We start from the raw sequence: 23,585 nt of genomic DNA, 5'->3' as shown, positions 1-23,585 counted from the left end.
AACTTGTCAGGTGACCCGAATCGAATCCTCCGCAGAATCTGAGACAGCCTCCTCAAACGACGGCAGCGCCGACGCCCCGGCCATCAACGACCGCTCCCGATTCGGGTTCGAGATCGGAACTCGCCTCGACGAGGGTGGGCGCACAGGCGTCATCCACACCCCGCACGGTGACATCGCGACTCCCGCGTTCATTCCTGTCGGCACCAAGGCCACGGTCAAGGCCGTGCGCCCCGACGAGGTGGAAGAATTCGGCGGTCAGGCGGTGCTCTCGAACGCCTACCACCTCTACCTGCAGCCAGGGTCCGAGCTCGTCGATGAGGCCGGCGGACTGGGAAAATTCATGAACTGGCCCGGCCCGACGTTCACCGACTCGGGCGGATTCCAGGTCATGAGCCTGGGCTCGGGTTTCAAGAAGGTCATCTCGATGGAGTCGACGGGGGAGCAGAACGATGATCTCGTTGCCGTCGGCAAGGAACGAATGTCGAATGTCGACGACGACGGCGTGACCTTCAAATCCCACCTCGACGGCAGCATGCACCGTTTCACCCCCGAGGTCTCCATGCGGGTCCAGCACGAACTGGGCGCCGACATCATGTTCGCCTTCGATGAGCTGACGACGCTGGTCAACACCCGCGGCTACCAGGTGCTGTCCTTGGAGCGCACCCGCCAGTGGGCACTGCGCTGCATCGAGGAGCACAAGCGGCAGACCGAAGCGCGCACGCACCGGCCCTACCAGGCGCTGTTCGGCGTGCTCCAGGGCGCACAGTATGAGGACCTGCGACGTAAGGCCGCGAGCGACCTGGGCGCGATGGACTTCGACGGCTTCGGCATCGGAGGCGCTCTGGAGAAGGAGAATCTCGGCACGATCATCCGCTGGGTATGCGAGGAGCTGCCGGAGAACAAACCCCGCCACCTGCTGGGCATCTCGGAGCCCGATGACCTGTTCGAGGCGATCAAGACCGGTGCTGACACCTTCGACTGCGTCTCGCCCTCGCGCGTTGCCCGCAATGCGGCCATCTACACGCGCGACGGGCGCTACAACCTCACCGGAGCGAAGTATCGACGGGACTTCGGCCCGCTTGACCCGGACTGCAAGTGCTACACCTGTGAGAACTACTCGCGGGCCTACCTGAGGCATCTGTACAAGGCGAAGGAGATGCTCTTCTCCACCCTGTGCACGATCCACAACGAGTACTTCGTCGTCAATCTCGTCGCCGAGATCCGACGGTCCATGGAAGAGGGCCGCTTCTCCGCACTCGAGACCGAGGTGCTCGGCCGCTACTACGCGAAGCAGCGCAGCTAGGCTGCCTCGCCGCCACCGGGCAGTTCGTAGCTGGGCTCGTGCTTCTTCACCAGCTTGATCACCCGGTAGGTGACGGGCATGAGGATGACTTCGACGGCGACCTTGTAGACGAAGCCGAAGACGATGTAGTTGATGAAGTCGAGGCCGGGGATGACGCCGGCGAAGGCGATGACGCAGAACAGCAGGGTGTCGACGAACTCACCGACGCCCGTCGATGTCAGCAGACGGACCCATAGCTTCTGCTCGCCCATCCGCTTCTTCACGGCCACGAGCACATAGGAATTGAGCAGCTGCCCGAAGAAGTATCCGATCAGCGATGCTGCGACGATGCGTGGGTAGAAGCCGAGGACAGCGGCGAACGCGTCCTGGTTCTCATAGCCCGGTCCCGGCGGTGAGATGAGCACGAGCCAGAACACGAAGGTCGCCAGGATCTGCAGCCCGAAGCCGGTGATGACGGCCTTGCGGGCGGCCTTGAAACCGTAGACTTCGCTGATCACGTCGCCGAGGATGTAGGCGATGGGGAACAGGAAGGCACCGCCGTCGGTGACTACGGGTCCGAACCCGATGACCTTCGTCGCGGAGATGTTGGAGATGATGAGGATCGCCGAGAACACGGCGAGGATCACCGCGTAGTAGCGCCCCCTGGAGGAGGCGAAGGCCGCAAATCTGCTCGCAGCGCTCAGCGCATTCGAGCCTTCAGGGCTCGGCTCTTCCGAGCCTTCAGCCTTCGGCACCTTCTTCGACAACAGTGATTTCCTTCCCTCCGGTGATCGCCAGCAGCTGCTCGTATGAAAGCGGCATCACCGAATTCGGTGTGCCGGCGGCAGCCCAGAGAACAGGATAGTCCTTCAGCGCGGTGTCGACATACGTGGGAATCGGCTGCGGGTGTCCACAGGGCGCGACACCGCCGATGACCTGGCCCGTTGCGGTGCGCACGAGGTCCTTGTCTGCTCGGTCAAGGGAGTCCGCGCCGATGAGCCCGGCCACGTGCTCAGTGTCCACGCGGTGACGTCCCGAGGTCATGATGAGCACCGGCTCCCCGCCGGAGGCGAAGATCAGGCTGTTGGCGATCGCGCCGACCTCGACACCGACCTTCTCCGCCGCCGAGGCTGCAGTGGGCGTGGCATCGGTGAAGAGTCTGATCTGCGGCTCGATCCCCTTCCCCTCGAGGACCTTGGCGACTTCAGCATGGTTGCGGTGTTCCTGTGGTTCGACGGCTTCGACCTCAGTGGGCTCTTCGACGGATTCGACCGGTTCCTCCACCGGCTCCGCCAGCCCGCGACGGCGCAGCAGCGGCGCCACATCAGGGCGTGTTCCGAAGAACCGTTCGATCGCGCTCATCGGATCGATGGAGAAGCCGGGGGCCAGTATCGCTTCGCGGAAGGCATCGCCGGCCTCACGGTTGAGTCCGCCTTGAGCGTCGAACCATTCGCTGACCCAGGCCGCAATGACCTCCGAATAGAGGTAGGAGTAGTAGCCGGCGGCATAGCCTGAGGCGAAGATGTGGCCGAAGTAGGTGGTGCGATAACGGGGTGGAACGAGAGTGGTGAACCCGGCAGCGGCGAGGACCTCGGATTCGAAGGAGAGGACGTCGGTGATGTGCTCGCCGGCTTCAAGGGAATGCCACGACAGGTCGAGCATGGCCGCGGCGAGGTATTCGGTCGTGTCGAATCCCTGCCCGAACTTCTCGCTTTCGATGAGGGCTGTGACCAGCGATTCGGGCATCGGCTCGCCCGTGTCGACGTGTTTGGCGTAGTGGGGGAGGACCTGTGGGTGGAAGCGCCACATCTCATTGAGCTGAGATGGGAATTCCACGTAGTCGCGTGGAACGGCGGTGCCGGCTGTCGACGGGTAGGTCGAGTTCGCGAACAGGCCGTGGAGGACGTGGCCGAATTCGTGGAAGAAGGTGTTGAGCTCGGTGGGGTTGAGCAGCGTCGGTCGGCCCTCGCCGGGCTTGGCCAGGTTGAGTGAGAGGGTGACGACAGGCAGGTGCCCGGTCAGTCGTGAACTCGTGACCAACTCGCCCATCCAGGCGCCGCCGCGCTTCGTATCCCGAGAATACGGGTCGAGGAGGATGAGCCCCAGGGTGCGTTCATTGGCGTCCGTGACCTCGAAGGAGCGAACATCTTCGTGCCAGCCGACGACTGACTCGCGTGGGGCGAAGGTGATTCCGTAGAGGCCCGTTGCGGCGCGGAAGACGCCCTCTTTGAGGACAGTGTCGAACTCGAAGTACTTGGCCACCTCGTCGGCATCGATGCCGAACTCATCTGCCCGGTATCGCGCTAGCTGGTGTTTGACATCCTCGGATGCGACATCATCGAGGCCGTAGCGGTCTTTGACCTGCGCCAACTCTGCCGCCAACTGAGCGTTGGCCGGGGCGATGAGTGAGGAGACGATGTCCGCGGCCGCATCGGGTCCGCCGGCGGTCTGGTTGTCGACTGCGAATGAAGAGTACGAGGGGTATCCCAACAGTTTCGCCTGCAGCGCTCGCAGCGCTGTGGTGTCGGCCACCTGGGTGCGGGTGTCGCCTTCGCCGCCTCGAGCGCCGCGCGAGGTTGAATTGCCGAGCACCAGTCTGCGGGTCTCGGCGGATTCCAGGGACTCGAGGACGAGCTGCTGAGTGAAGTTGTTCAGCGGCAGCAGATACCCGTCCGTGCCGCGTTCGGCGGCCCGGGTCGCGGCGGCGGCGACCTGGTCCTCGCTCAGCCCGGTCAGCTGCTGCGCGTCGCGGAGATGGACTGCGAGATCCCGGGTGTCCTTCTGCAGTGCACGGGAGAACGAGGTTGCCAAGGTCGTGAGTTCGGCCGCGATCGTGCTCATCTGATCCCGCTCCTCTTCGCCGAGGCGGGCTCCCGCACGCACGAACTCCTCGACTGTGAGCTCCTGCTGACGCTTGTCCTCGGGGTTGAGATCGCTGGAGGGGACCTGTTCGATGCGGTGGAAGAGATCGACGTCGAGGAAGATCCGGGTCCGTGCCGCGGACAGGCGGTCCCACACCTCGGCGACGGCATCGGCGAGTTCGGGACGGAAATGATTCGACTCCACGGCGCTCACCACGGCCGCGATCCGGGCCATGGGAATGGTCGCGGATTCGAAGCGCACGGTTGTCGACACGAACGTCGGATCGTTCTCATCACCGATGATGTCTTCGACCTCGGACCGCGCGAAGTCGGTGGCCGCCCTGACCGCAGCGATCAGTGATGCCGGAGTGACCGCGGAGAAGTCGGGCAGTGAGAAGTCGCCCTGTGGGTCGAGGAAAGCCTCCCAGACATCGATGCTGTTCGGATCGGAGCTCATCGTCGACGTACCACTTTCTACACGGTTGAAGGTTTGTGCCAGGTCTCGCCCTCGATCCTAACGCGTGAACACGCTGAAGCGCATGGTCGCTGGTTACACTTGTCACCATGGGCAAAGGGCAGGGAAAGACGCTGACTCTCAACAGCGCATTCCGGGTCGGCTTCACCGGAACGCTCGGAGTGGGACTCGCATTCGGGCTGATCACGGCGCTGCAGTCCGTGGCGACTGTCATCATCTACATCGGCCTGGCCCTGTTCCTCGCGCTCGGCCTCGAACCGATCGTGTTGTGGCTGGTCGAACGCAAGCTGCCCCGGTCCCTGTCGGTCGTCCTCGTCGTTCTGGCGTTCCTCGCCATCGTCGCCGGGGCCGTGCTGCTCATCGCCCCTGCCGTCATCAGCCAGATCCAGCAGTTCATTGGCGATCTTCCGGACATCGTCGCGAGCCTGGCGGCCACGGGGTGGGTCGCCGACCTCGAACAGAGGTTCACCGGAGCCGTCGATCTCGACAAGATCTTCGCCAACCTCGGTGAGTGGGCATCCGACCCGAAGAACGTGGTGTCGTTGGGCGGCGGGGTCGTGTCCATCGGAGCCGGCATTCTCAGCTTCCTCGCCGGTGTCGTCATCGTCGTCATCCTCACCATCTACTTCGCCGTGACGATGCCGACGATCAAATCGGCCATGCTCTCCATCGTCGCTGCGAGCTCCCGACCGACCGTCGAATCCGTCACTGAGGAAGTCACCCGATCCATCGGACGCTACGTTCTGGGACAGGTGTCCTTGGGCATCGTCAACGGTGTGTGCTCGGCGATCTTCCTCACCATCATCGGTGCCCCGCTGCCGGCGCTGCTGGCGTTCATCGCGTTCCTCGCCTCGCTCATCCCGCTCGTCGGCCCGATCACCGGTGCGATCATCATCACCGGATCCTGCCTCATGGTCTCACCCGGCCTGGGGATCGCCGTCGGAATCTACTACCTCGTGTACATGCAGGTGGAGGCGTACCTGCTCAGCCCCCGCATCATGAAGACCGCGGTCAATGTGCCCGGTGCGCTCGTCATCATTGCGGCCATCGCCGGCGGCACCCTGGGCGGAGTCCTCGGCGCCGTGGTCGCTGTGCCCGTGGCCGCCTCGGGAATGATCATCATCCGCAAGGTCGTCGTGCCCGCGCAGGATAAGCGGTAGCAGCTAGTCCTGGTCGTCGGTGCGGTTTCGGCGGCTGCGGACGATGAGTCCGATGACGTACCTGACCAGGTAGTAGGTCATGAAGTATGCGACCGCGATGACGACGACGGCCGTCAACAGATCTCCGTTGCCCATCACAGGCAGGCCGACGAACACCGCGACCGTGAATGCCGCGAGATATGGAATCAGGCGGAGAACCGGGCTGTCGACATCGCTCATGTTCGTCAGCGTACCAAGTGCCGGTCCCCTCGCCGAGGACGCCCTGCCTGATCATGGTCATGCCGTTGGTGTGGGCCTGCGTCGCACCCGGTCAGAGGAAATGACAGCGGAACTTGGGCTCATCTGCTGAGACGTGCCTGTAGTATGGAAAACGGCATGATATGTGGCACGCATCACAGATGGGATCAATCATCATGGCGCTCCAGCAGAAACCCACCCTAGTCTCAAAGATCTTCGCCGAATTCCTCGGCACCTTCGTCCTCGTCTTCGGCGGCTGCGGCGCGGCCGTATTCGCAGCAAAGGTCGTCGGTGACGACGGCATCAATATGGGCATCGGATTCCTCGGCGTCGCGCTGGCGTTCGGTCTCACCGTCGTCGTCATGGCCTACGCCGTCGGACATGTCTCCGGTGGACACTTCAATCCCGCAGTGACGCTGGGCTGTGTACTTGCGGGCAGGACCCCGGTCAAGGACGCCGTTCCCTACTGGATCACACAGCTCGTCGCAGGAATCGTCGCCGGTGGAGTCGTTCTCCTCATCGCCTCGGGCAATCCCGACTATTCGCTTGCGAAGGACGGACTGGCGACGAACGGCTATGGAGAATTCTCCCCGAACGGATTCTCCTTGGTCAGCGTCCTCGTCGCCGAGTTCGTCCTCACCGCCATCTTCCTCTACGTCATCCTCGGGGCGACCGACGACAGGTCCCCGGTCGGAATGGCTCCTCTGGCGATCGGCCTCTCACTCACACTCATCCACCTCGTGGCCATTCCGGTGTCGAACACCTCGGTCAATCCGGCACGTTCCTTCGGTGTCGCGGTATTCGCCGGTGGAGACGCGCTCGGTCAGGTGTGGGTGTTCTTCCTCGCACCGCTCGCTGGTGCCGCCGTCGCCGGACTCACCTATAATCTTCTGTTCCCGAAGGCTGCCGAAGTTCCGATCACCGAGGGCGGATGACGCTGCCACCCTGGCCCGCGGAGGCACTGGTCTCTGGGCAGGTTCTGCTGCGAGCAGTGGACGCGCGGGACGTCGCAATGGCTCGGCAGCTGTCGACCGATCCCTATGTGCCGCAGACGGGTTCACTGCCAGGAGACGCCACCATGCAGGAAGCCAGTGACTGGGTCGAACGCCAGCAGGGTCGTCATGCAGAGGGAGCTGGCTTCTCCTTCACGATTGCGCGTCGAACCGATGATTTCGCGATCGGTCACTGCGGTCAGCTGGTCGGCGGCGAACGTCGCGACATGATCCTGTATTCCTCGGTACGGCGGGGGCACTCCACGAGGTGACCCACCCCATGACCGACTTGCTCGATATGGACTACCCATTCACCGGCCGATGGCTGGTCCAGAACAGTCCCGCCGACCGGGTGCCGAGTCACGGCACGACCCTCTTCGCGACCTCATACGCAATCGACTTCGTGCCGGTCGATGGCTCTGGGAGATCGGCGCCCTTCACCTTCGACTCCCTCCTCCGTCCGGAACCTCCGGAGAACTTTGTCGGCTTCGGCCGTCCGGTGCTCTCTCCGGTCGCAGGAACTGTCGTGGCCTCTCATGACGCTGAGCGTGATCATCTCTCGTACCGCGGTGTCCCTTCGATCGGATACTCGCTGACGCAGGCCCGCCGTGCCGGCGCGGGCTGGCTTGCGCTCGCCGGCAATCACGTCATGATCAGATGCTTCGGCGGTATAGTCTCGCTCTGCCATCTCCAGCATCGCAGCACACGGGTTCGGGCAGGGCAGCACGTTGAGATCGGCGAGGAGATCGGCCGGTGTGGAAACTCCGGCAACAGCACCCAACCGCACCTACATGTCCAAGCGTTCGACCGTGTCGACGTTGACCACGCCGTGGCTGCGCGCATTGCGTTCAGAGGCGCCTTGCCGTCGAACGGTTCGATCGTCTCGGGTAGAACGCTCGAATGAGAACCCGCCGACCAACTGGCCCTTATGTACGTGATAAACAATGATCGGTATAACTTGATCATGGTCACCGACTCCGCCTCTGAGTACGACCGGCCGATCTGAATCATCCTTGTGGCTTGATGCCGGACACTGAAGAATGTGCCCATGGCCGACAAGTTTCCGGATTGGGGCTTCGACAGATCGCTGGTGATCAAAGCGCCGGCTGCCCAGGTCTGGCCGCACGTGGCAGACCCGATTCGGTTGAGCAGATGGTGGTGTCCGCCGCCGACAGTGCAGATCGACTTCGAACCACGAGTCGGCAGCCCCTACGAGGAGCACTACAGCGACCGCGCCTACGAGTATGTGCTCGCTGGTGAGATCACTGTCTTCGACGAGCGGCGCTGCTTCGCGATCCTTCGTTGGACGAATGGGCGCTTCGGCCGATCCGACAGTGTCGAGATCACGCTGCAGCCTCAGGGCAAGGATACGAAGGTGACCATCGTACATTGCTTTGACGACATTCCAATCGAACGCCGAGGCGAAGCGCGTGACTTCTTCGCCGACGGGTGGGACTTCAGCCTCGAACTCCTCCGGCGAAATATAATCAGAACCGACTAGAACCAGCTTTGTCGTCTGTCGTACCTGGTGCCGAACGCATCCTGCATGAGAACGGCGAACATCTCCGTCATACGGACAGCGACACTCGCATGCTCAGCGATCAGGTCGGCGCCCTTTCCACCGAGAGCTGCGCGAACCGGCTTCAGCGCTGAGGCTGCCGGATCAGCTGCTGCAGCACGCAGCAGCTCCAACCGCCTGGACCCGGAGGTGTATCCGAGTTCGAACAGCGTCCAGTGAAACAGGTGCATGAGGCCGGTGTCACGGTCGAAGCCGCGATGAGTGGACAGCGATGACTCCTCGTCCGCGGTGAGATCGAAATCGCGGTGGAGCGAGAGTCCGAAATCCGTGAAGATCAGTCTGCCGTCGTGGATGAGGATGTTTCCCGGATGCACGTCGAAGTGGTGGAATCCCTGCTTCTCCATCCACGCCGTGGCATCGATGATCTGTCCCACGGCCTCAGCAAACACCGTCGATCCGCTGCCTTCGGCCACGCTTCGGCGCACCCACGACCCCAAGGTCTCAGGGACATGTTCAAGGAAGAGCACCATACTTGTGGGCGCGGACGTCATCTCGGAGAGCTTCGTCTCAACTTGAGGCCAAGAGGTGCCCCATCGGTGCTTCGGGCCGTCTCCGTCGAATTCGCTGAGGTCGGATTCGCACTTCAGCTCGACGACTCTCCACCCGAGCAGGAGTGGAAAGAAGTCTGTCTCCCCGGAGCGGACCCAATCGGAGGTGAGCGTGTGTGCTGACAGCTCGCGCCCGACACCATGCGCCGGGCTCCCGATCCCGTAGTGGCTGACAAACGGCAGTCCAGTGTGATTGCGGGTGGCGGTCGGATCCGAGGCTTCGCTGTGTGTGAGTGGAAGCTGCTTGATGAAGACAGGAGCTCCATCGATCTCAGCAGTTCTCGTGGTTCCACCGATGCCGACCCCTGCTATCTCAGCGGCGTCGACGAGCGCACATACCTGTGAATCATCGAGTCTGTGGATCTCGGCAGAGATTCTACGGGCACTGTCCACGCGCGGAGTCATGACCTTACGCTGAAGCCGATCGTGTTTCCGGGTGATCCCTCGCCTGCTCTTGTGAAGAGAGCATAGAGCGATTCGCGATCGGCGGGAGAGAACGGTCCGACATCCATGGAGTCATTCTCTCAACTTCACCTCGAAATCGTGCAGGTTCACCTCGAAATCGTGCAGGCTATTGTTCGTACACTCTCTCCGCCCTATGGTGAGAGGACACGGACTCGTCCGCTCCGCGCAGTCGACCACGACCATGCCCTGCACGCGAAACAATGCGTGCGATGCGAGCGGATGGACTCACACGAAGGAGTGTCATGGCAGTCTACTCAGCACCCGGTACCGAAGGTTCGCTCGTCACGTTCAAGTCGCGCTACGAGAACTACATCGGAGGCGAGTGGGTGCCGCCGAAGAACGGCGACTACTTCGACAACATCACTCCCGTCACCGGACAGGCATTCACAGAGATCCCCAGTTCCACCGCCGACGATATCGAAACCGCCCTCGATGCGGCCTGGGCAGCAGCACCGGCTTGGGGGAAGACCTCGGTCACCGAGCGCTCGAACATCCTCCTCAAGATCGCTGATCGCATGGAAGAGAATCTTGAGATGCTCGCGGTCGCCGAGACCTGGGACAACGGCAAGGGCATCCGCGAACCACTGGCCGCCGACATCCCACTGGCCATCGACCACTTCCGCTATTTCGCCGCAGCGATCCGGGCCCAAGAAGGTGGCCTGTCGCAGATCGACGACGACACCGTGGCCTATCACTTCCACGAACCGCTCGGCGTCGTCGGACAGATCATCCCGTGGAACTTCCCCATCCTCATGGCCACGTGGAAGCTGGCACCGGCGCTCGCCGCAGGCAACTGCGTCGTCCTCAAGCCCGCCGAGCAGACTCCGGCCTCGATCCTCATCCTGGCTGAACTCGTCGGCGATCTGCTGCCACCCGGTGTCCTCAACATCGTCAACGGCTTCGGCGTCGAGGCAGGCAAACCCCTGGCCTCGAACAAGCGGATCAAGAAGATCGCGTTCACCGGTGAGACGACGACCGGTCGTCTGATCATGCAGTACGCCTCGCAGAACATCATCCCGGTCACCCTGGAGCTCGGCGGCAAGTCACCGAACATCTTCTTCGAAGACGTCCTCGCCGCCGACGACAGCTACCGCGACAAGGCGCTCGAAGGCTTCGCGATGTTCGCACTCAATCAGGGTGAAGTCTGTACCTGCCCGTCTCGCGCTCTCGTCCAGGAGTCGATCTTCGATGACTTCGTCGCAGCCGGTGTCGAGCGTGTGCGTGCGATCAAGCAGGGCAATCCGCTCGACACCGATACCCAGGTCGGCGCGCAGGCCTCGAATGATCAGTACGAGAAGATCATGTCCTACCTGCAGATCGGCAAGGACGAAGGTGCCGAGGTGCTCATCGGCGGTGACAAGGCCGAACTCGAAGGAGATCTCTCAGGCGGTTTCTACGTCCAGCCCACCATCTTCAAGGGCTCGAACAATATGCGGATCTTCCAGGAGGAGATCTTCGGTCCTGTCGTAGCACTGACCTCGTTCAAGGACTACGACGACGCCATCACCACCGCCAACGACACGCTCTACGGTCTGGGGGCCGGCGTCTGGGCCCGCACCGGCAACATCGCCTACCGTGCTGGCCGTGACATCCAGGCCGGCCGTGTCTGGGTGAACAACTATCACGCCTATCCGGCCCATGCCGCGTTCGGCGGATACAAATCATCGGGAATCGGCCGAGAGAACCACCTGATGATGCTCGACCACTACCAGCAGACGAAGAACCTGCTGGTCAGCTACTCGGAGAACGCACAAGGATTTTTCTGATGAGTGAATCGACACAGACAGCAGCACTGGAATCCACCCCCACCATCGGCGGGGAGGAGAAATCCCGGGTTGCCATGACACAGGCCGCCGTCGACCTCCTCGGCGAACTGGTCGCCAAACACGGTCAACTGATGTTCCACCAGTCGGGTGGCTGCTGCGACGGGTCCTCGCCGATGTGCTTCCCGGAAGGCGACTTCCTCACCTCCGATGCGGACGTCCTGCTCGGACACTTCGAACTGCCCATCGACGACAGCGAGAAGTCCGGCATCGACTTCTGGATGTCGGTCGAGCAGTTCGAATACTGGAAGCACACACATCTGACGGTCGATGTGGTGCCCGGACGGGGAAGCGGCTTCAGCGTCGAGTCACCGACGGGCAATCGCTTCATCATCCGGTCGACGCTCATGGACGTCGGCTGACGCCAGTCAGTTCGCCTGGCGCTTCTGCTCTGCGCCGAGGTGGCGCTTCGGTGCCGCTCGGATGTGGGCTCGTTCTCCCTGCTTGCCGACGAGGCTGAGGAATTCGACCGGTCCTGAGCTGGTGGCGCCGAACCAGTGCGGAGTGCGAGTGTCGAACTCGGCGGCCTCGCCCGGTTCGAGGATGAGGTCGTGTTCGCCCAGGACGAGTCGGAGTCTGCCGTTGAGGACGAACGCCCAGTCATAGCCGTCATGGGTGCGCAGCTCGGGCACTGCCTCGTCGTCCCCGGCGGGAAGGATGAATTTGTAGGCCTGGATGCCCCCGGCCCGACGAGTCAGGGGCAGGATGGTCCGACCGTCACCACTGGGGATCGGACGCAGATTGATGCGCGGATCCCCGGTCGGGGGAGCATCGACGAGCTCGTCGAGAGTGGCACCGAATGCGCGCGCCAGGGGCAGAAGCTGTTCGAGGCTGGGGCGGCGGTGACCAGCCTCGAGCCGGGACAGTGTGCTGATCGAGATGCCGGTCTCTTCGGAAAGATCGGTCAGAGTGATGCCGCGGCGCTGTCGCAGCTGCTTCAAGCGTGGTCCGACAGCATCGAGGGTGCGGTCCATGAGTTCATCCATGCTCACAATTTTGCCATTCGGCAAACGCATTTGCAATGGCGAGTAATGCTTGTCACCATCGAGGTAGTGGAACGTCGCAGAGGCAGTTCCTGATTTCTTGGGAGGACGAGAGACATGGCAGGGAATATGAGCGCGGCAGGGAATAAGAGCGCAATCCGAGACGTCGTGATCGTGGGAGCGGGAGCAGCTGGCCTCAGTGCGGCATTGACATCGGCCCGCGCACGCAGGAGCGTGACCGTGATCGACGCGGGTCAACCTCGCAACGCTCCCGCGGATGGAGTGCACGGCCTGCTGGGCCACGAAGGCATCAGTCCTCAGGAGCTGCTGACGAGAGGACGAGAAGAGGTGCTCAGCTACGGAGGGGAGATCATCGACGATGAAGTCGTCGCAGTCAGCGGTGCTGAAGACGGTTTCACGCTCACCCTGCGCGATGGGAGCGCCGTCGAAGGCAGGCGCCTGCTCATTGCGACCGGCTTGGTCGACGAGCTGCCCGAGATCCCCGGTGTCCGCGAGCAGTGGGGCCATGGCGTGCTCCATTGCCCGTACTGCCATGGGTGGGAGGTTCGGGATGGCCGCATCGCAGTCCTCGTCACCACCCCGATGGCCGTCCACAAGGCATTCCTGTTCCGCCAGTGGAGCGACCAGGTGATGCTCTTCGCCGGAGACCACGAGCTGAGCGAGGAGGAGCAGATCAAGCTGCAGGCACTCGACATCCCAGTGATCGAAGGCGGCATCGAGGGCCTCGAAATCATCGACGATACACTCACCGGTGTACGCCTGGACGATGGGCAGGTCGTTGCTGTGGACGCGGTGGTTGTGGCCACACCGATGGTCGCGCGCAGCGAACTGTTCGCGGGCATCGGTCTCGAACCCACGGCACATCCAGCAGGAGCTTTCATCGACACCGAATCCTTCGGACTGACCTCAGTCCCGGGTGTCTGGGTCGCCGGCAACGCCACGGACATCGGAGCACAGGTCAGCGGTGCGGCGGCAGCCGGAGCGCTCGCCGCCCAGCACATCAACACCGATCTCATCTTCAAGGACCTCGACCGTGCAGTGGCAGAGCTGAACGACGAGCGGGCCGGGAGGGCAAGCTGATGACTCACTCATTCGATAAGAACTACTGGGATGACATCTGGGACGGCGAACGAGCTCCCATGATGAGTTCAGACGATCCGAACCCCCACCTGGTCCACGAGATCGGTGAGCTCGAACCCGGGACTGCCCTCGATGCCGGTTGCGGTGCCGGAGCAGAAGCCATCTGGCTGGCGGACAGGGGATGGGATGTCACCGGCGCCGACGTCGCCGACACTGCGCTCAATTATGCCGAGGATCGTGCGGCCGCTGCCGGGATGGCCGGGCGAATCGCATGGGTCCGGGCTGACCTGTCCGTCTGGGTGCCGGAGACGCAGTACGATCTGGTCACCACCCACTATGCGCATCCTGCGATGGGGCAGCTGGACTTCTACGACCGCATCGCCTCCTGGGTGGCACCCGGCGGAACCCTGCTCATCGTCGGCCACCTGCACCGCGGCCATAGCGAATCTCATCCACCTGCAGAAGCCTCAGCCACCGCCGCCTCCATCACGGATCGTCTCGATCCAGCAGTCTGGACCGTCGTCACCGCCGAAGAGTCACAGCGGACGATGGTCGGACCTGGAGGCCGCGCAATCACCATCGACGACGTCGTGGTGAAGGCTGGCCGCGACTGTTGAGCCGGGTCACTTTCCGGGCGCCAGCACCTCCGGCTCTCCCAGGGAGAGCATGAGCCGGTTAGCCCAGTTGAAGAAGGCCGCGCAGTTGAGGACGTCGACGATGTCCCCGTCCTTGAGACCGGCCTCGCGCAGTGCATCCACATGCGCCGGGCCGAACGCCTGGGGCGTGAGTGTGAGCGCCGCGGAGGCCTCGACGACAGCGTCCCAGACCGGGTCGCCGAGGTTCGACGGTGTGTGAATGCCAGTATCCAGCAGCGACTGCACCAGGTCGCGGCGCCCGGATTCCTCCGTGGCCCGATCCGAGTGGATCGAGGCGCAGAACAGGCACCCGTTGAGACGTGAGGCCACGGTCGCGGCAAGCTCGCGTTCGGCCCGGCCGATTCCGTCGGTGGTGTTGAAGAAGATGTCGAGATCGGTCAGCGTCCGGGCTCGTAGAGCCGCAGGATCCCTGGCCAGCAAACGGAAGTAGGGGTTCTTCGCCCGCCCCGCCTCGATCAGAGCCTCGCGCTGGACATCGCTCAGCTCCGCCTCGGCGACGGGCGCGATCCAGGGAACCCACCCCAAACCGGACTGCTGGAACAATGAGGGCCGCTTGAGATCGGGGTAGGAACTGACACGATCGCCTACCCGGGACAGAGCTTCGCTGCCTTTCGAAGAGGCAGCCGGCTCCCTCGCCGAGGTGGTCCCGCCGTCATCGTCGACCGTTTCCTGTGTCTCGTCTGCGACGGGGGCCAGAGCAGCGGCCGGGGCGTGGACCAGTGCCGTCAGTCCGGTGCTGATGCGGATCTGGAAGTTGAGGAACGATACAAGCTGCGCGAGAGTGACGATCGAATCCTCGTCCCATCCGGCATCGAGGAGCAGTGCCATATGTTCGGGACGAGAATCTCGCGGATGCAGGACCAGAAGATGAGCGAATTCGAGCCCGGCGGCCAGCTGTGGACCAAGCGCTTCGGTGGACTTCTTCTCCACCGACAACCATGGTCCGACGACGTTCTCGTCAGCGAGTGCAGCGGATTCGAAGATTCCGTAGGGACCGTGCCCGGATGACCGGGAGCCGAGTTCGAGCAGAGCCTCGTCGAGGAGTTCGGCGATCGCCCAGGAGGCGACCTCATCCTCGTCGCGAAGGAGGTCGCGGTAGAACTCCTCGGCGGCAGGAGACCCCAGCAGCCCGGCGGTGAAGGCGGCGACGGCGTAGCGATCTCGCTGGGAGAATCCCTCGGCCTCGGCAGGTTCCAAGAGAGCTTCGAAGCTGAGCTGCGCATTCTCCTTGGCCTGTGCACGGTGATCGCGGAGAGCATCGAGGGGATCCTGCGCGGCGATTCCCGCCAGGGTGTTGATGATGTCGGTCATGTCAGGCCGCCTGTTCTGTCGTCAATGTCAGTCCCAGAGCCGGTGCCACCTCGGTGGCCAGCAGCTCGATGGATCGCAGGGTGGTCTCATTCGTCGCGGGCACCGAGTGCACCTGGAAGCTGACGTCGGTGGCCTGTGAGAGGACACGGTCTGCCGCGAGGCGTTCGATGACCTGCTCGGGGGTGCCCAGGAAGGTATCCGTGGCGACGAACAGCTCCTCGAGGCTCAGGCCCGAGGTGTCGTAGCCGACGAGGCGGTCTGCCTCGGACCGCAGTGCCGGTTCCGTCAGCGCACGCAGCGCCGGCAGATCCTTGGCCTCGGCGAGGACGGCCGTGCGGGAGGCGAGGATGCGGGGCTCGATCCCCGCAGGCAGGTTCGACAGATAGGTGTCGATGACCGGCAGCTGCACCTCGTCGAGGGGCGCCCCTGGATTGTCCTGCGCACGGGGCTGCGTGCGAGAGAGCATGAGGCCATCACCCGCGGCACCGGCCGCTCCGGCACCGCCGGAGGAGAAGGTGGCCTGCCACACGCGTTCCGAGAGTCTGCGACCGTCAGACCGGCCGGAGGCCTGCGGGTAGAGGGTGTGTCCGGTGTCCAATGATTTCCCCGCCAGCAGAGTCTTCAACGCGGCGAGATTGTCGGCGAAGACTTCGCGCCGGACATCGAAACTGGTGCCGAAGGCCGGGAACGACTTGGGGTTTCCGCCCGAACCGAGTCCGATCTCAAGGCGCCCGCCGGAGAGCACATCGGTGACCGCGACGTCTTCGGCCACACGCACACCGTTCTCCATCGGCAGGGTGATGATCGCCGTGCCCAGTCGAATCCGAGATGTCTGCGCCGCAGCATGGGCGAGGAACACGAGCGGGGAGGGAAGTCCACCCTCGGCCGCGGAGAAGTGGTGCTGGGCGACCCAGGCCGAATCGAATCCGTGGGTCTCGGCCGCCTGGATCTGTTCGAGTGCGAACCGGTAGCGCTGATCGGCTGGAGCGTCCTCGAGCAGACGGGTGAAGAATCCGAGCCGGGGTCCGGGGGAGCTGTTCGTCATCGTGGTGGTCTCATCTTTCTGCGGCTGCGAGCGGTGTCGGATTCTTCGCGTCCTCGCCGCCGTGGAGCATCACGGGGTGGGGGATCGCGTCGATTAGGGTGCGTGTGTAGTGAGTCTGCGGGCGGGCGAAGAGGTCCTCCGTCAGTCCGTTCTCCATCAGGCGTCCCTGCGACATCACCGACACCGTATCAGCGATCTGACGCACGACCGCAAGATCGTGGGAGATGAAGACATATGTGAGACCAAGCTCCACCTGGAGCTCGTCGAGGAGGTCCAGGATCTGGGCCTGCACGGTGACGTCGAGGGCGGAGACCGCTTCATCGAAGACTACGAGCTCCGGACCGGCGATGAGCGCTCGGGCGATCGCCACGCGCTGCAGCTGACCGCCGGAGAGCTCCTGCGGCCGCCGGTCGATGAATTCTGTAGGCAGCGACACCCGGTCAAGGGCCTCGGAGACGAGTCCGGGACGCGAAGTTCTGGTCCCGATGCGGAAATTGCGCAGGGGCTCGGTCAGAATCTGCCGGATCGAGTGCTTCGGATCCAACGCCGAATACGGGTTCTGATGCACCAATTGGACTCTGCGCCGGAAGTCACGACGGCGGACGCGCGCGGCTTTGCCCTTCGCAGAATCAGCGGTGTCGAAATCGCCGATGCGAATGCGCCCGGACTGCGGGGTGAGGAACCCTGCCAAGGCCTTGCCTGTCGTGGTCTTGCCGGACCCGGATTCGCCCACGATCCCGTGTGTGGTCCCGTGTTGAACGCTCAACGAGACGTCGTCGACGCCGATGACCTGATCCTCATTGCGGGCATAGACCTGAGTCAGTCCCTCGACGGCGACGAAGGCTGCCGACGACGAGTCTGCCTGCGAGTCCCCGACGGCCGCGGTGTGGCGCGCCTTCGTCTTCAGTGCCGGAGCATCGGCGAGAAGTCGGGCGGTGTAGTCGGTCGCAGGGTGGGAGAAGATCCGAGCTGCCGGGCCGGCCTCGACGACCTTTCCAGACTGCATGACGACGACATCATCGGCGCGTTCACCGGCGACAGCCAGGTCGTGAGTGATGAATAGGACGCCCATCCCGGTCTCGGCTCGCAGCCCATCGAGGAGATCGAGGACCTGTTTCTGCACGGTCACGTCAAGCGCCGAGGTCGGCTCATCGGCGATGAGCAGACGCGGACGCAGTGCGATGGCCGATGCGATAAGCACCCGCTGACGCATGCCTCCGGAGAGCTCGTGCGGGAACTGGTCGGCTCGCATCTGCGGACGGTCGATGCCGACCTTGGCCAGCAGGTCGATGACTTGGGCGCGGGCGGACTTCCGGTCGGCACGCTTGTGGATTCGCAGCGCCTCAGCGACGGACTTTCCGATGGTCTGCAGGGGGTTGAGGGAACTGCCGGGGTCCTGGGGAACATAGCCGATCTGACTGCCGCGGACTCCCCGCCAGGCGCTGGCGCCCAGCGTACCGAGATCGACCTCGTCTAAGCGGATGTGCCCACCCGTGATCTGCGCGGATTCCGGGAGCAGACCGATGACTGCGTTCGCGGTCGTCGACTTGCCGGACCCGGATTCGCCGACGACCGCGGTCATCGACCCGGCACCGACGGTGAACGAGACGCCGTCGACGGCTGGTGCTGAGAAGTCACCTCGGCGGGAGTAGGCGACACTGAGATCCTGGACGGACAGCAGCGGTGCGCTCTCGGTCATGATGTCGCCTTTCGCAGGGTGTTGCCGATCTGATGGGTGGCCAGGACGATGGCCATGACGACGAAGCCGGGAAGGACGGTCAGCCACCAGGCGGTGGCCACGAAGTTGCGGCCCTCGGCGATGATGAGGCCCCATTCAGGTGTCGGCGGGGGAGTGCCGTAGCCCAGGAAGCCCAGGGTCGAGATCTGGAGGATTGCGGATCCGATCTGCAGCACGGCCAGGGACAGGACGGGCGAGATCGAGTTGGGCAGGATATGGCGGAAGAGGACGGAGAAGAAGGAGCCGCCCGAGCCATAGGCCGCTGCCACGAAGTCGCTTGTGTTGATCCGCACCGCCTCTGACCTCGACAGGCGTGCGAATTGGGCGATCGCCGTGACGCCGACGGCGATGGCCGCGTTGATGGTGCCGAAGCCCAAGACGATGACGATCGAGAGGCTGAGCAGGATCGCGGGGATCGAGAGCAGCACGTCGATGAAGCGCATGAGCACATCGTCGAGCCAGCCGCGGCGGGTGCCGGCGATGAGCCCGATCGCCGTGCCCACCACAAGGCCGACGCCCACTGCCACGAGCGCGGCCAGCAGGGACTGAGATGCGCCGTAGACGACGCGGGTGAAGGCATCGCGGCCGGTCTGGTCGGTGCCGAACCAATGGTCGAGGCTCGGGGCCAGCAGTGCCGGGGTGGTTCCGCCGTCATTGGGATCATGGTGGGTGAACAGCCCCGGGAAGAGTGCCCACAGAACGGCGATGAGCAGGACCAGCCCGGCGATGATGGTGGCGGGCCCGATGCTCGTGCGGGTGCGGCTGCGCCGACGCGGCGTGCCGGTGCCTGGGGTGCGGGCGAAGGTGTCGATGAGGCTCATGAGTGAGTGTCCTTCTCGTCCCAGTCGAGGTCGACTCCGACGCTGGCAGCGGTCGCCGTCAGCGCACGGCGAGTGGGCTCGTCGGCAGGCTTCTTCCCCGCCGAGGTGGTCCCTGCCCCGGAGCGCAGGCGCACGTCGATGACGGGATAGAGGAGGTCGACGATGAGGTTGATGACCACGTACGTCAGGGTCGCGATGACGACGACGGCCAGGAGGATCGGATTGTCGCGGTGGGTCACGGCCTGGGCCGTGATCTGGCCGATGCCGTTGCGCCCGAACACGGTTTCGGTGACCACCGCGCCGGCGACGAGTTCGCCGAAGACCAGGCCGATGATCGTCAGCCCGGGCAGGATCGCATTGCGGGCGACGGAGTGGACGAGGATCCACAGTTCGCTCGCGCCCTTCGCCGAAGTGACTTTGACGAACCCGGAGGCCTTGACATCGGTGATGGAGCGGATGAGGACCTGAGCGATCGGAGCCGACAGCGGAACCGCCACGGTCAGGGTGGGGAGGACGAGCGCCTCGGCGGGGCTGGGGGAGACCACGGAGACGATCCCGAGCTGGAAGGAGAAGATCTGGATCAGCAGGATGCCGAGCCAGAACACGGGAATCGAGATGAACAGGCTGGGCACGGAGTCGAGGATCTTCCGCAGCCAGCGAAAAGGACCGTAGGTGGCCAGCACCGCGATGACCACGGCCAGGACCAAGGCTGAGGTGAACCCGGACAGAGCGAGGACCGCCGTCGAGGGCAGGGCCGCGGTGATGATCGTCGACACGGCGGCCCCGGTCTGGACGGAGAACCCGAAGTTGCCGGTGAGGAACCCGCCCAGGCTGAGGAAGTAGCGGCTGATCCAGGATTCATCGGCCCCGGTCTCGGTCCGGATCGTGGCGATCTGATCCGCCGAGAGGCCCAGTGCCGGGTCGGCGAACCTGGCGGTGACGCCGTCGCCCGGGATGAGGCTGAGCAGTATGAAGGCCGCGGTGAATGCGAGGAGGAGGACGAGAACAGCCTGTCCCAGGCGCAGGAAGAGGTATCGGACGTCGAGGATCATCTCTGACCTGCCAACCATGTGCTGTAGAAGTCGGGGCGGCCCACCGGTTCGGTCGAGAAGCCGTTGACGCGGCGGCGGAAGGCGAAGACCTGTGGCTCTTCGAAGAACGGCAGCACATAGGCGTTCTCAACGAGGTAGTCCTGGACCTTCTCCGCGGCCTTCTGCCGATTCTTCGTCACGGGTTCCGAGGCGAGTTCGTCCAGCAGGCGGTCGATCTCGGGATCGATGCTCTCATCGTCGGCGTCGTCGCGGTCCTTCCCGTTGAGGAAGACATCTCGGTTGACCGAGGAGTAGTTCGACCGCAGATTGTCGAAGTCCGCGCGGGCGACCATCGAATGGTAGATCTGTACGCGATCGAGATCGAGGGCGTCCAAGGTCTGCTTGGACTGGTCACCGGGGTTGATGGACAGGCGCACGCCGACGTGGCGCAGCTGCTGCTGGATGAGTGTCTGCACCTCATTCGACCGTGGCTGCGGCAGCGCGATGTTGACGGCCAGCTCCAGGACCTGGCCGTCCATGACGCGGAAGCCGGCGGAGTTGCGTTCGGACCAGCCTGCGTCATCGAGCAGTCGGTTCGCTTCCTCGGGGTCATGGACCCAGGATCCGGACTGGTCCTTGTAGCCCATGGCTCCTTTGGCCAAGAGCCCGGTGGCCAACGGATAGTTGGGGGTGAAGAGCTTGTCGACGATCTCCTGCCGGTCAACGGCGGCGATGATGGCCTGCCTGACCTTGAGGTCGGACAGCAGTTCGTGCCGGAAACGGAAGTTGATGCTGTTGTTGATGCCGTTCGTTGCCTTGGCATAGAGGCTCAGGCCCTGCTCCTTCACCCGAGGTTCGTCGGGGGCCTGGACGTCGCGGACACCGTCGGCCTGGCCGGAGAGCACGGCTCCGATGCGCACCGAGTACTCATTGTTGGCCAGGTAGTCGATGCCGTCGAGGTGGGCTCGGCCTTGGTGTTCGAAGTGCGGTGGCGCCCAGTCGTAGTCCTCGCGGACGCGCACGGAGAGCTTCGTTCCGATCGTCTCCTCGGTGATGTGGAACGGACCGCAGGTGTGGATCTGCGTGGCACCGCCGGGACCGAATCCCTCGGCGTCGAGTCCCAGCGTCGAATCGGCGAGGAGACCGGCATTCATCGTCGATGTCGCCTGGGCGAAGCCGGGGGAAGAGGCACTGAAGTGGAAGCGGACCCGATGATCGTCGAGGACTTCGCTGCTCTCATAGTTCGAGATCTGCTCGGAGACCGGGAGAGTGCGGCTCTCGTCTCCGCGTCCGAAGAGGTCGAAGTTCTTCGCCACGTTCTGCGCAGTCAGCGCTGATCCGTCGGAGTAGGTCACGCCCCGGCGGATCGTGAACGTGAATTGGGTGGCATCGCTGTTGATCTCCGGCAGCTGCGTGGCCAGCCAGGGGTGGAGTTCAAGAGTCTCCGGGTCCTGCCACAGCAGACGCGCGGAGATGTTGTTCATGATGCCGCCGTTGGGATAGAACCCGACCGAGGGCGGGTAGAGCAGCGTCCAGGTCTGAGGTTCGAAGTACGTGAGGACCCCACCCTGCACCGGGTCGCCGCCCTCGGGCAGAGGAGCATCATCGGTGGGGGTGCAGGCGCTGAGCGTGATGATCGTGCCCAGCCCCAGTCCGAGGCTGAGGAAGTTTCGTCGCCCGTAGGCTCGACCGAGGTTCGCCGAGGTGGCTGGACGGAGGTCCGTCATGGAATGTGTTCCTTTGTGCAGATGAAACCGAGCTGGGGGTGTGGTCAGGTGCTCAACAATTGGAGCTGGTGAGCCTCTTGAGATCAATGTGGATCCGACGCCACAGCATTCGGGCCCCTGGGAGTGTCTGCATAGTGTGAGTTAAGCGCATCGGCATGCTGAGCGTCAATCTGATCGCTTAACATTGAGTCATGTTGCTGCCTCCGGAATTCGACCATCTCGTCATTGCCGTGCCCAATCTCGCCGAATGTGTTGAGCAATATCACAACATACTCGGTGTGGAAGCTATTCCCGGGGGAGCTCATCCGGGCCTGGGCACGGCCAATGCTCTGCTTGGTCTCGAGGGGGTCGGTGCCGGGGCCAGCCGCGATATCTACCTTGAGATCCTCGGTCCCGACCCCGCACAGGATCCGGCGCTCGCGGCTTCGCGCCTGACGGGGATCACCGAGCCCACTGTGCAGCGGTGGGCAATCCACCCGGCCGACTTCGACGGACTCGTCACCTCAGCCGCACGATCAATCGAACCGCACATCGACCTCGGCGAGGTTCACGACATGACCCGCCGCACCCCTGAGGGACTGCTTCTCGAGTGGAGGCTGACGAGACGGACACCGCTGGCACTGGGCGGAATCCAGCCCTTCCTCATCGACTGGAAGGATTCTCCGCATCCCGCGCGGCAGGCGATGCCCGCTGTTCGCCTTGAGCGGTTCTGGGCGACGAGCCCAGATGTGGACACAACATCCAGAGTTCTGCGATCCTTGGGGGCTACCATCGAGGTTGAGGCAGGAGTCACAGAAACCCTGCACGCCACACTGAAAGGTCCCGGTGGATCATGGACGATCTGAGTACGATTCCCGCCAATCTTGACCACCTCATCATCACGGTGCCCGAGCTCGAAGCTGGGGTTGCCGAATTCGAGCGCCTCACCGGGGTCCGCGCCGTCGCCGGCGGAAGTCACCCCGGCCGAGGGACCGCGAACTATCTTGTCGGTCTTGCCCCAACAGGCTGGGAGGCTGGCGCCCATACCTACCTTGAGATTCTGGGCCCCGACGCACAGCAGAAGCCACCGGCAGACGGCATCCTGCCTTTGGATGCGCATCTGGCGCAGGGCCTGACGCTGCAGACCTGGGCGATCCACCCACATGCCTTCCTCGCGAAGGTTGCCGGGGCCAATACCGAAGGGATCGACTTCGGCGAGGTCCGTGACATGTCCCGAGAGACCGCTGACGGCACGCTGCTCGAATGGCGTCTGACTTCTCGGTCTCCGCTGCCGAGCACGGGCACCCAGCCCTTCCTCATCGACTGGGGCGAGTCGACCCACCCCGCCGAGGCGTCCCTGCCGTCGGTGGAGCTCCTCGAGTTCACCATCGAATCCCCGGACGCCGAGGATACCCGTCGTGTCCTCGATGTGCTCGGTGCCGGTGATGCCCAGGTCGTCGAAGGCAAGGAGTACCGGCTGCACGCACGCCTGCGCGGTCCCGGCGGTGTGCTCGAGTTCTGAGCGAAAGTCCGCAGGGGTGGCGTTGTGAAACGCTAGACTCGGCAGAGTGTCGCCAACTCCTCGCAATTCACTAGGTCCACTGCGCTTGCCTCGATCGTCGTCGGGCGCCTCGCTTCGGCTGGGGGCCTCCTCGGCAGCTGTTGCTGCATCCCTGCTCATTGTGCTCAGTGCCTGCGCGCCGGACTCGGGGCAGGAGGCTAGGCCCGCACCGTCCTCGAGCGAGACGGTCGCGTCCGGTGGTAGTTCGGC

Annotated in this window: 24 protein-coding genes; 12 read left to right on the top strand and 12 right to left on the bottom strand. The window is 63.8% G+C overall.

All coding sequences use genetic code 11. The annotated features are described in order from the left end of the window. Positions 1-10 precede the first annotated feature (10 nt). On the top strand, positions 11-1,303 hold the full coding sequence (tgt, locus tag FO013_RS08855; protein ID WP_222103592.1) for a tRNA guanosine(34) transglycosylase Tgt: 1,293 nt from the start codon (positions 11-13) through the stop codon (positions 1,301-1,303). Here tgt and FO013_RS08850 read toward each other — a convergent pair. Both FO013_RS08850 and FO013_RS08845 read right to left on the bottom strand, forming a co-directional pair. Beyond that, positions 1,300-2,049, bottom strand: coding sequence for a queuosine precursor transporter (locus FO013_RS08850; RefSeq protein WP_143922173.1), 750 nt, complete (start codon positions 2,047-2,049; stop codon positions 1,300-1,302). The two genes, tgt and FO013_RS08850, sit on opposite strands and share 4 nt — an antisense overlap. After that, positions 2,024-4,600 carry a M3 family metallopeptidase gene (locus FO013_RS08845; protein ID WP_143922172.1) on the bottom strand — a complete coding sequence of 859 codons (2,577 nt, stop codon included), beginning with the start codon at positions 4,598-4,600 and terminating at the stop codon, positions 2,024-2,026. The genes FO013_RS08850 and FO013_RS08845 overlap by 26 nt, the downstream gene beginning before the upstream one ends. A 107-nt stretch (positions 4,601-4,707) precedes the next feature. Between FO013_RS08845 and FO013_RS08840 the strand changes: the two genes are divergently transcribed. Next, complete coding sequence (locus tag FO013_RS08840; RefSeq protein WP_143922171.1) at positions 4,708-5,778, top strand: AI-2E family transporter; 1,071 nt, start codon at positions 4,708-4,710, stop codon at positions 5,776-5,778. A gap of 3 nt (positions 5,779-5,781) precedes the next feature. On the opposite strand, the gene FO013_RS08835 is transcribed toward FO013_RS08840, so the two are convergent. Further along, positions 5,782-5,997 (bottom strand): hypothetical protein, encoded by a 216-nt coding sequence (locus tag FO013_RS08835; protein WP_143922170.1) that lies wholly within the window; start codon positions 5,995-5,997, stop codon positions 5,782-5,784. 179 nt (positions 5,998-6,176) lie between these two features. Between FO013_RS08835 and aqpZ the strand changes: the two genes are divergently transcribed. The 4 genes from aqpZ (at position 6,177) to FO013_RS08815 (ending at position 8,508) form a co-directional block, all read left to right on the top strand. Further along, positions 6,177-6,950, top strand: coding sequence for an aquaporin Z (gene aqpZ, locus FO013_RS08830; protein WP_260848068.1), 774 nt, complete (start codon positions 6,177-6,179; stop codon positions 6,948-6,950). After that, on the top strand, positions 6,947-7,279 hold the full coding sequence (locus tag FO013_RS08825; RefSeq protein ID WP_143922169.1) for a GNAT family N-acetyltransferase: 333 nt from the start codon (positions 6,947-6,949) through the stop codon (positions 7,277-7,279). The genes aqpZ and FO013_RS08825 overlap by 4 nt, the downstream gene beginning before the upstream one ends. Before the next feature lie 8 nt (positions 7,280-7,287). Continuing rightward, positions 7,288-7,911, top strand: coding sequence for a M23 family metallopeptidase (locus FO013_RS08820; RefSeq protein WP_143922168.1), 624 nt, complete (start codon positions 7,288-7,290; stop codon positions 7,909-7,911). A 144-nt stretch (positions 7,912-8,055) separates the two neighbouring features. After that, positions 8,056-8,508: an SRPBCC family protein gene (locus tag FO013_RS08815; protein ID WP_143922167.1), complete on the top strand. Its 453-nt coding sequence runs from the start codon at positions 8,056-8,058 to the stop codon at positions 8,506-8,508. Here the strand turns inward: FO013_RS08815 and FO013_RS08810 are convergent. After that, the gene (locus tag FO013_RS08810) at positions 8,505-9,539 is read right to left on the bottom strand and encodes a BUD32 family EKC/KEOPS complex subunit (protein WP_143922166.1); all 1,035 of its coding nucleotides are present in this window, start codon (positions 9,537-9,539) and stop codon (positions 8,505-8,507) included. The genes FO013_RS08815 and FO013_RS08810 overlap by 4 nt on opposite strands. A gap of 302 nt (positions 9,540-9,841) precedes the next feature. Here FO013_RS08810 and exaC point away from each other — a divergent pair, with 302 nt between their 5' ends. Both exaC and FO013_RS08800 read left to right on the top strand, forming a co-directional pair. Continuing rightward, the gene (gene exaC, locus FO013_RS08805) at positions 9,842-11,365 is read left to right on the top strand and encodes an acetaldehyde dehydrogenase ExaC (protein ID WP_143922165.1); all 1,524 of its coding nucleotides are present in this window, start codon (positions 9,842-9,844) and stop codon (positions 11,363-11,365) included. Next, the gene (locus FO013_RS08800) at positions 11,365-11,784 is read left to right on the top strand and encodes a DUF779 domain-containing protein (protein WP_143922164.1); all 420 of its coding nucleotides are present in this window, start codon (positions 11,365-11,367) and stop codon (positions 11,782-11,784) included. Before exaC ends, FO013_RS08800 begins: the two co-directional genes overlap by 1 nt. Before the next feature lie 6 nt (positions 11,785-11,790). Here the strand turns inward: FO013_RS08800 and FO013_RS08795 are convergent, their stop codons facing one another. After that, positions 11,791-12,408, bottom strand: coding sequence for a helix-turn-helix domain-containing protein (locus tag FO013_RS08795; RefSeq protein ID WP_143922163.1), 618 nt, complete (start codon positions 12,406-12,408; stop codon positions 11,791-11,793). A gap of 114 nt (positions 12,409-12,522) precedes the next feature. Between FO013_RS08795 and FO013_RS08790 the strand changes: the two genes are divergently transcribed. Next, the gene (locus tag FO013_RS08790) at positions 12,523-13,506 is read left to right on the top strand and encodes an NAD(P)/FAD-dependent oxidoreductase (RefSeq protein WP_260848067.1); all 984 of its coding nucleotides are present in this window, start codon (positions 12,523-12,525) and stop codon (positions 13,504-13,506) included. Then, positions 13,506-14,123: a class I SAM-dependent methyltransferase gene (locus FO013_RS08785; protein WP_143922162.1), complete on the top strand. Its 618-nt coding sequence runs from the start codon at positions 13,506-13,508 to the stop codon at positions 14,121-14,123. The genes FO013_RS08790 and FO013_RS08785 overlap by 1 nt, the downstream gene beginning before the upstream one ends. A gap of 6 nt (positions 14,124-14,129) precedes the next feature. Here FO013_RS08785 and FO013_RS08780 read toward each other — a convergent pair whose 3' ends face one another. Genes FO013_RS08780 through FO013_RS23240 form a run of 7 tightly spaced genes read right to left on the bottom strand, consistent with a single transcriptional unit; the run spans position 14,130 to position 21,944 of the window. Further along, on the bottom strand, positions 14,130-15,473 hold the full coding sequence (locus FO013_RS08780; RefSeq protein ID WP_143922161.1) for an alkylhydroperoxidase domain protein: 1,344 nt from the start codon (positions 15,471-15,473) through the stop codon (positions 14,130-14,132). A 1-nt stretch (position 15,474) separates the two neighbouring features. Beyond that, positions 15,475-16,518 carry a putative FMN-dependent luciferase-like monooxygenase gene (locus FO013_RS08775; protein ID WP_143922160.1) on the bottom strand — a complete coding sequence of 348 codons (1,044 nt, stop codon included), beginning with the start codon at positions 16,516-16,518 and terminating at the stop codon, positions 15,475-15,477. A gap of 10 nt (positions 16,519-16,528) precedes the next feature. After that, on the bottom strand, positions 16,529-18,217 hold the full coding sequence (locus FO013_RS08770; RefSeq protein WP_143922159.1) for a dipeptide ABC transporter ATP-binding protein: 1,689 nt from the start codon (positions 18,215-18,217) through the stop codon (positions 16,529-16,531). Further along, entirely contained in the window at positions 18,214-19,077 is an 864-nt protein-coding gene (locus FO013_RS08765; protein WP_143922158.1) for an ABC transporter permease, read from the bottom strand. The genes FO013_RS08770 and FO013_RS08765 overlap by 4 nt, the downstream gene beginning before the upstream one ends. Then, positions 19,074-20,129, bottom strand: a complete 1,056-nt coding sequence (locus FO013_RS08760; protein ID WP_143922157.1) for an ABC transporter permease — start codon at positions 20,127-20,129, stop codon at positions 19,074-19,076. Before FO013_RS08760 ends, FO013_RS08765 begins: the two co-directional genes overlap by 4 nt. After that, positions 20,126-21,835 carry a TIGR04028 family ABC transporter substrate-binding protein gene (locus tag FO013_RS08755; protein WP_143922156.1) on the bottom strand — a complete coding sequence of 570 codons (1,710 nt, stop codon included), beginning with the start codon at positions 21,833-21,835 and terminating at the stop codon, positions 20,126-20,128. Before FO013_RS08755 ends, FO013_RS08760 begins: the two co-directional genes overlap by 4 nt. Before the next feature lie 52 nt (positions 21,836-21,887). Then, a complete protein-coding gene (locus tag FO013_RS23240; RefSeq protein ID WP_353843990.1) occupies positions 21,888-21,944 on the bottom strand; it encodes a putative leader peptide in 57 nt (18 codons plus the stop codon). A gap of 82 nt (positions 21,945-22,026) precedes the next feature. Here FO013_RS23240 and FO013_RS08750 point away from each other — a divergent pair, with 82 nt between their 5' ends. Both FO013_RS08750 and FO013_RS08745 read left to right on the top strand, forming a co-directional pair. Next, entirely contained in the window at positions 22,027-22,680 is a 654-nt protein-coding gene (locus FO013_RS08750; protein ID WP_143922155.1) for a VOC family protein, read from the top strand. Then, complete coding sequence (locus FO013_RS08745; protein ID WP_143922154.1) at positions 22,668-23,336, top strand: VOC family protein; 669 nt, start codon at positions 22,668-22,670, stop codon at positions 23,334-23,336. The genes FO013_RS08750 and FO013_RS08745 overlap by 13 nt, the downstream gene beginning before the upstream one ends. Positions 23,337-23,585 lie beyond the last annotated feature (249 nt).

The sequence above is a fragment of the Brevibacterium aurantiacum genome (assembly GCF_007558825.1).
GTDB classification, from domain to species: Bacteria; Actinomycetota; Actinomycetes; order Actinomycetales; family Brevibacteriaceae; genus Brevibacterium; species Brevibacterium aurantiacum_A.
The sequence above is the reverse complement of the archived record's forward strand: the minus strand, read 5'-3'. Positions and strand labels throughout refer to the sequence as shown.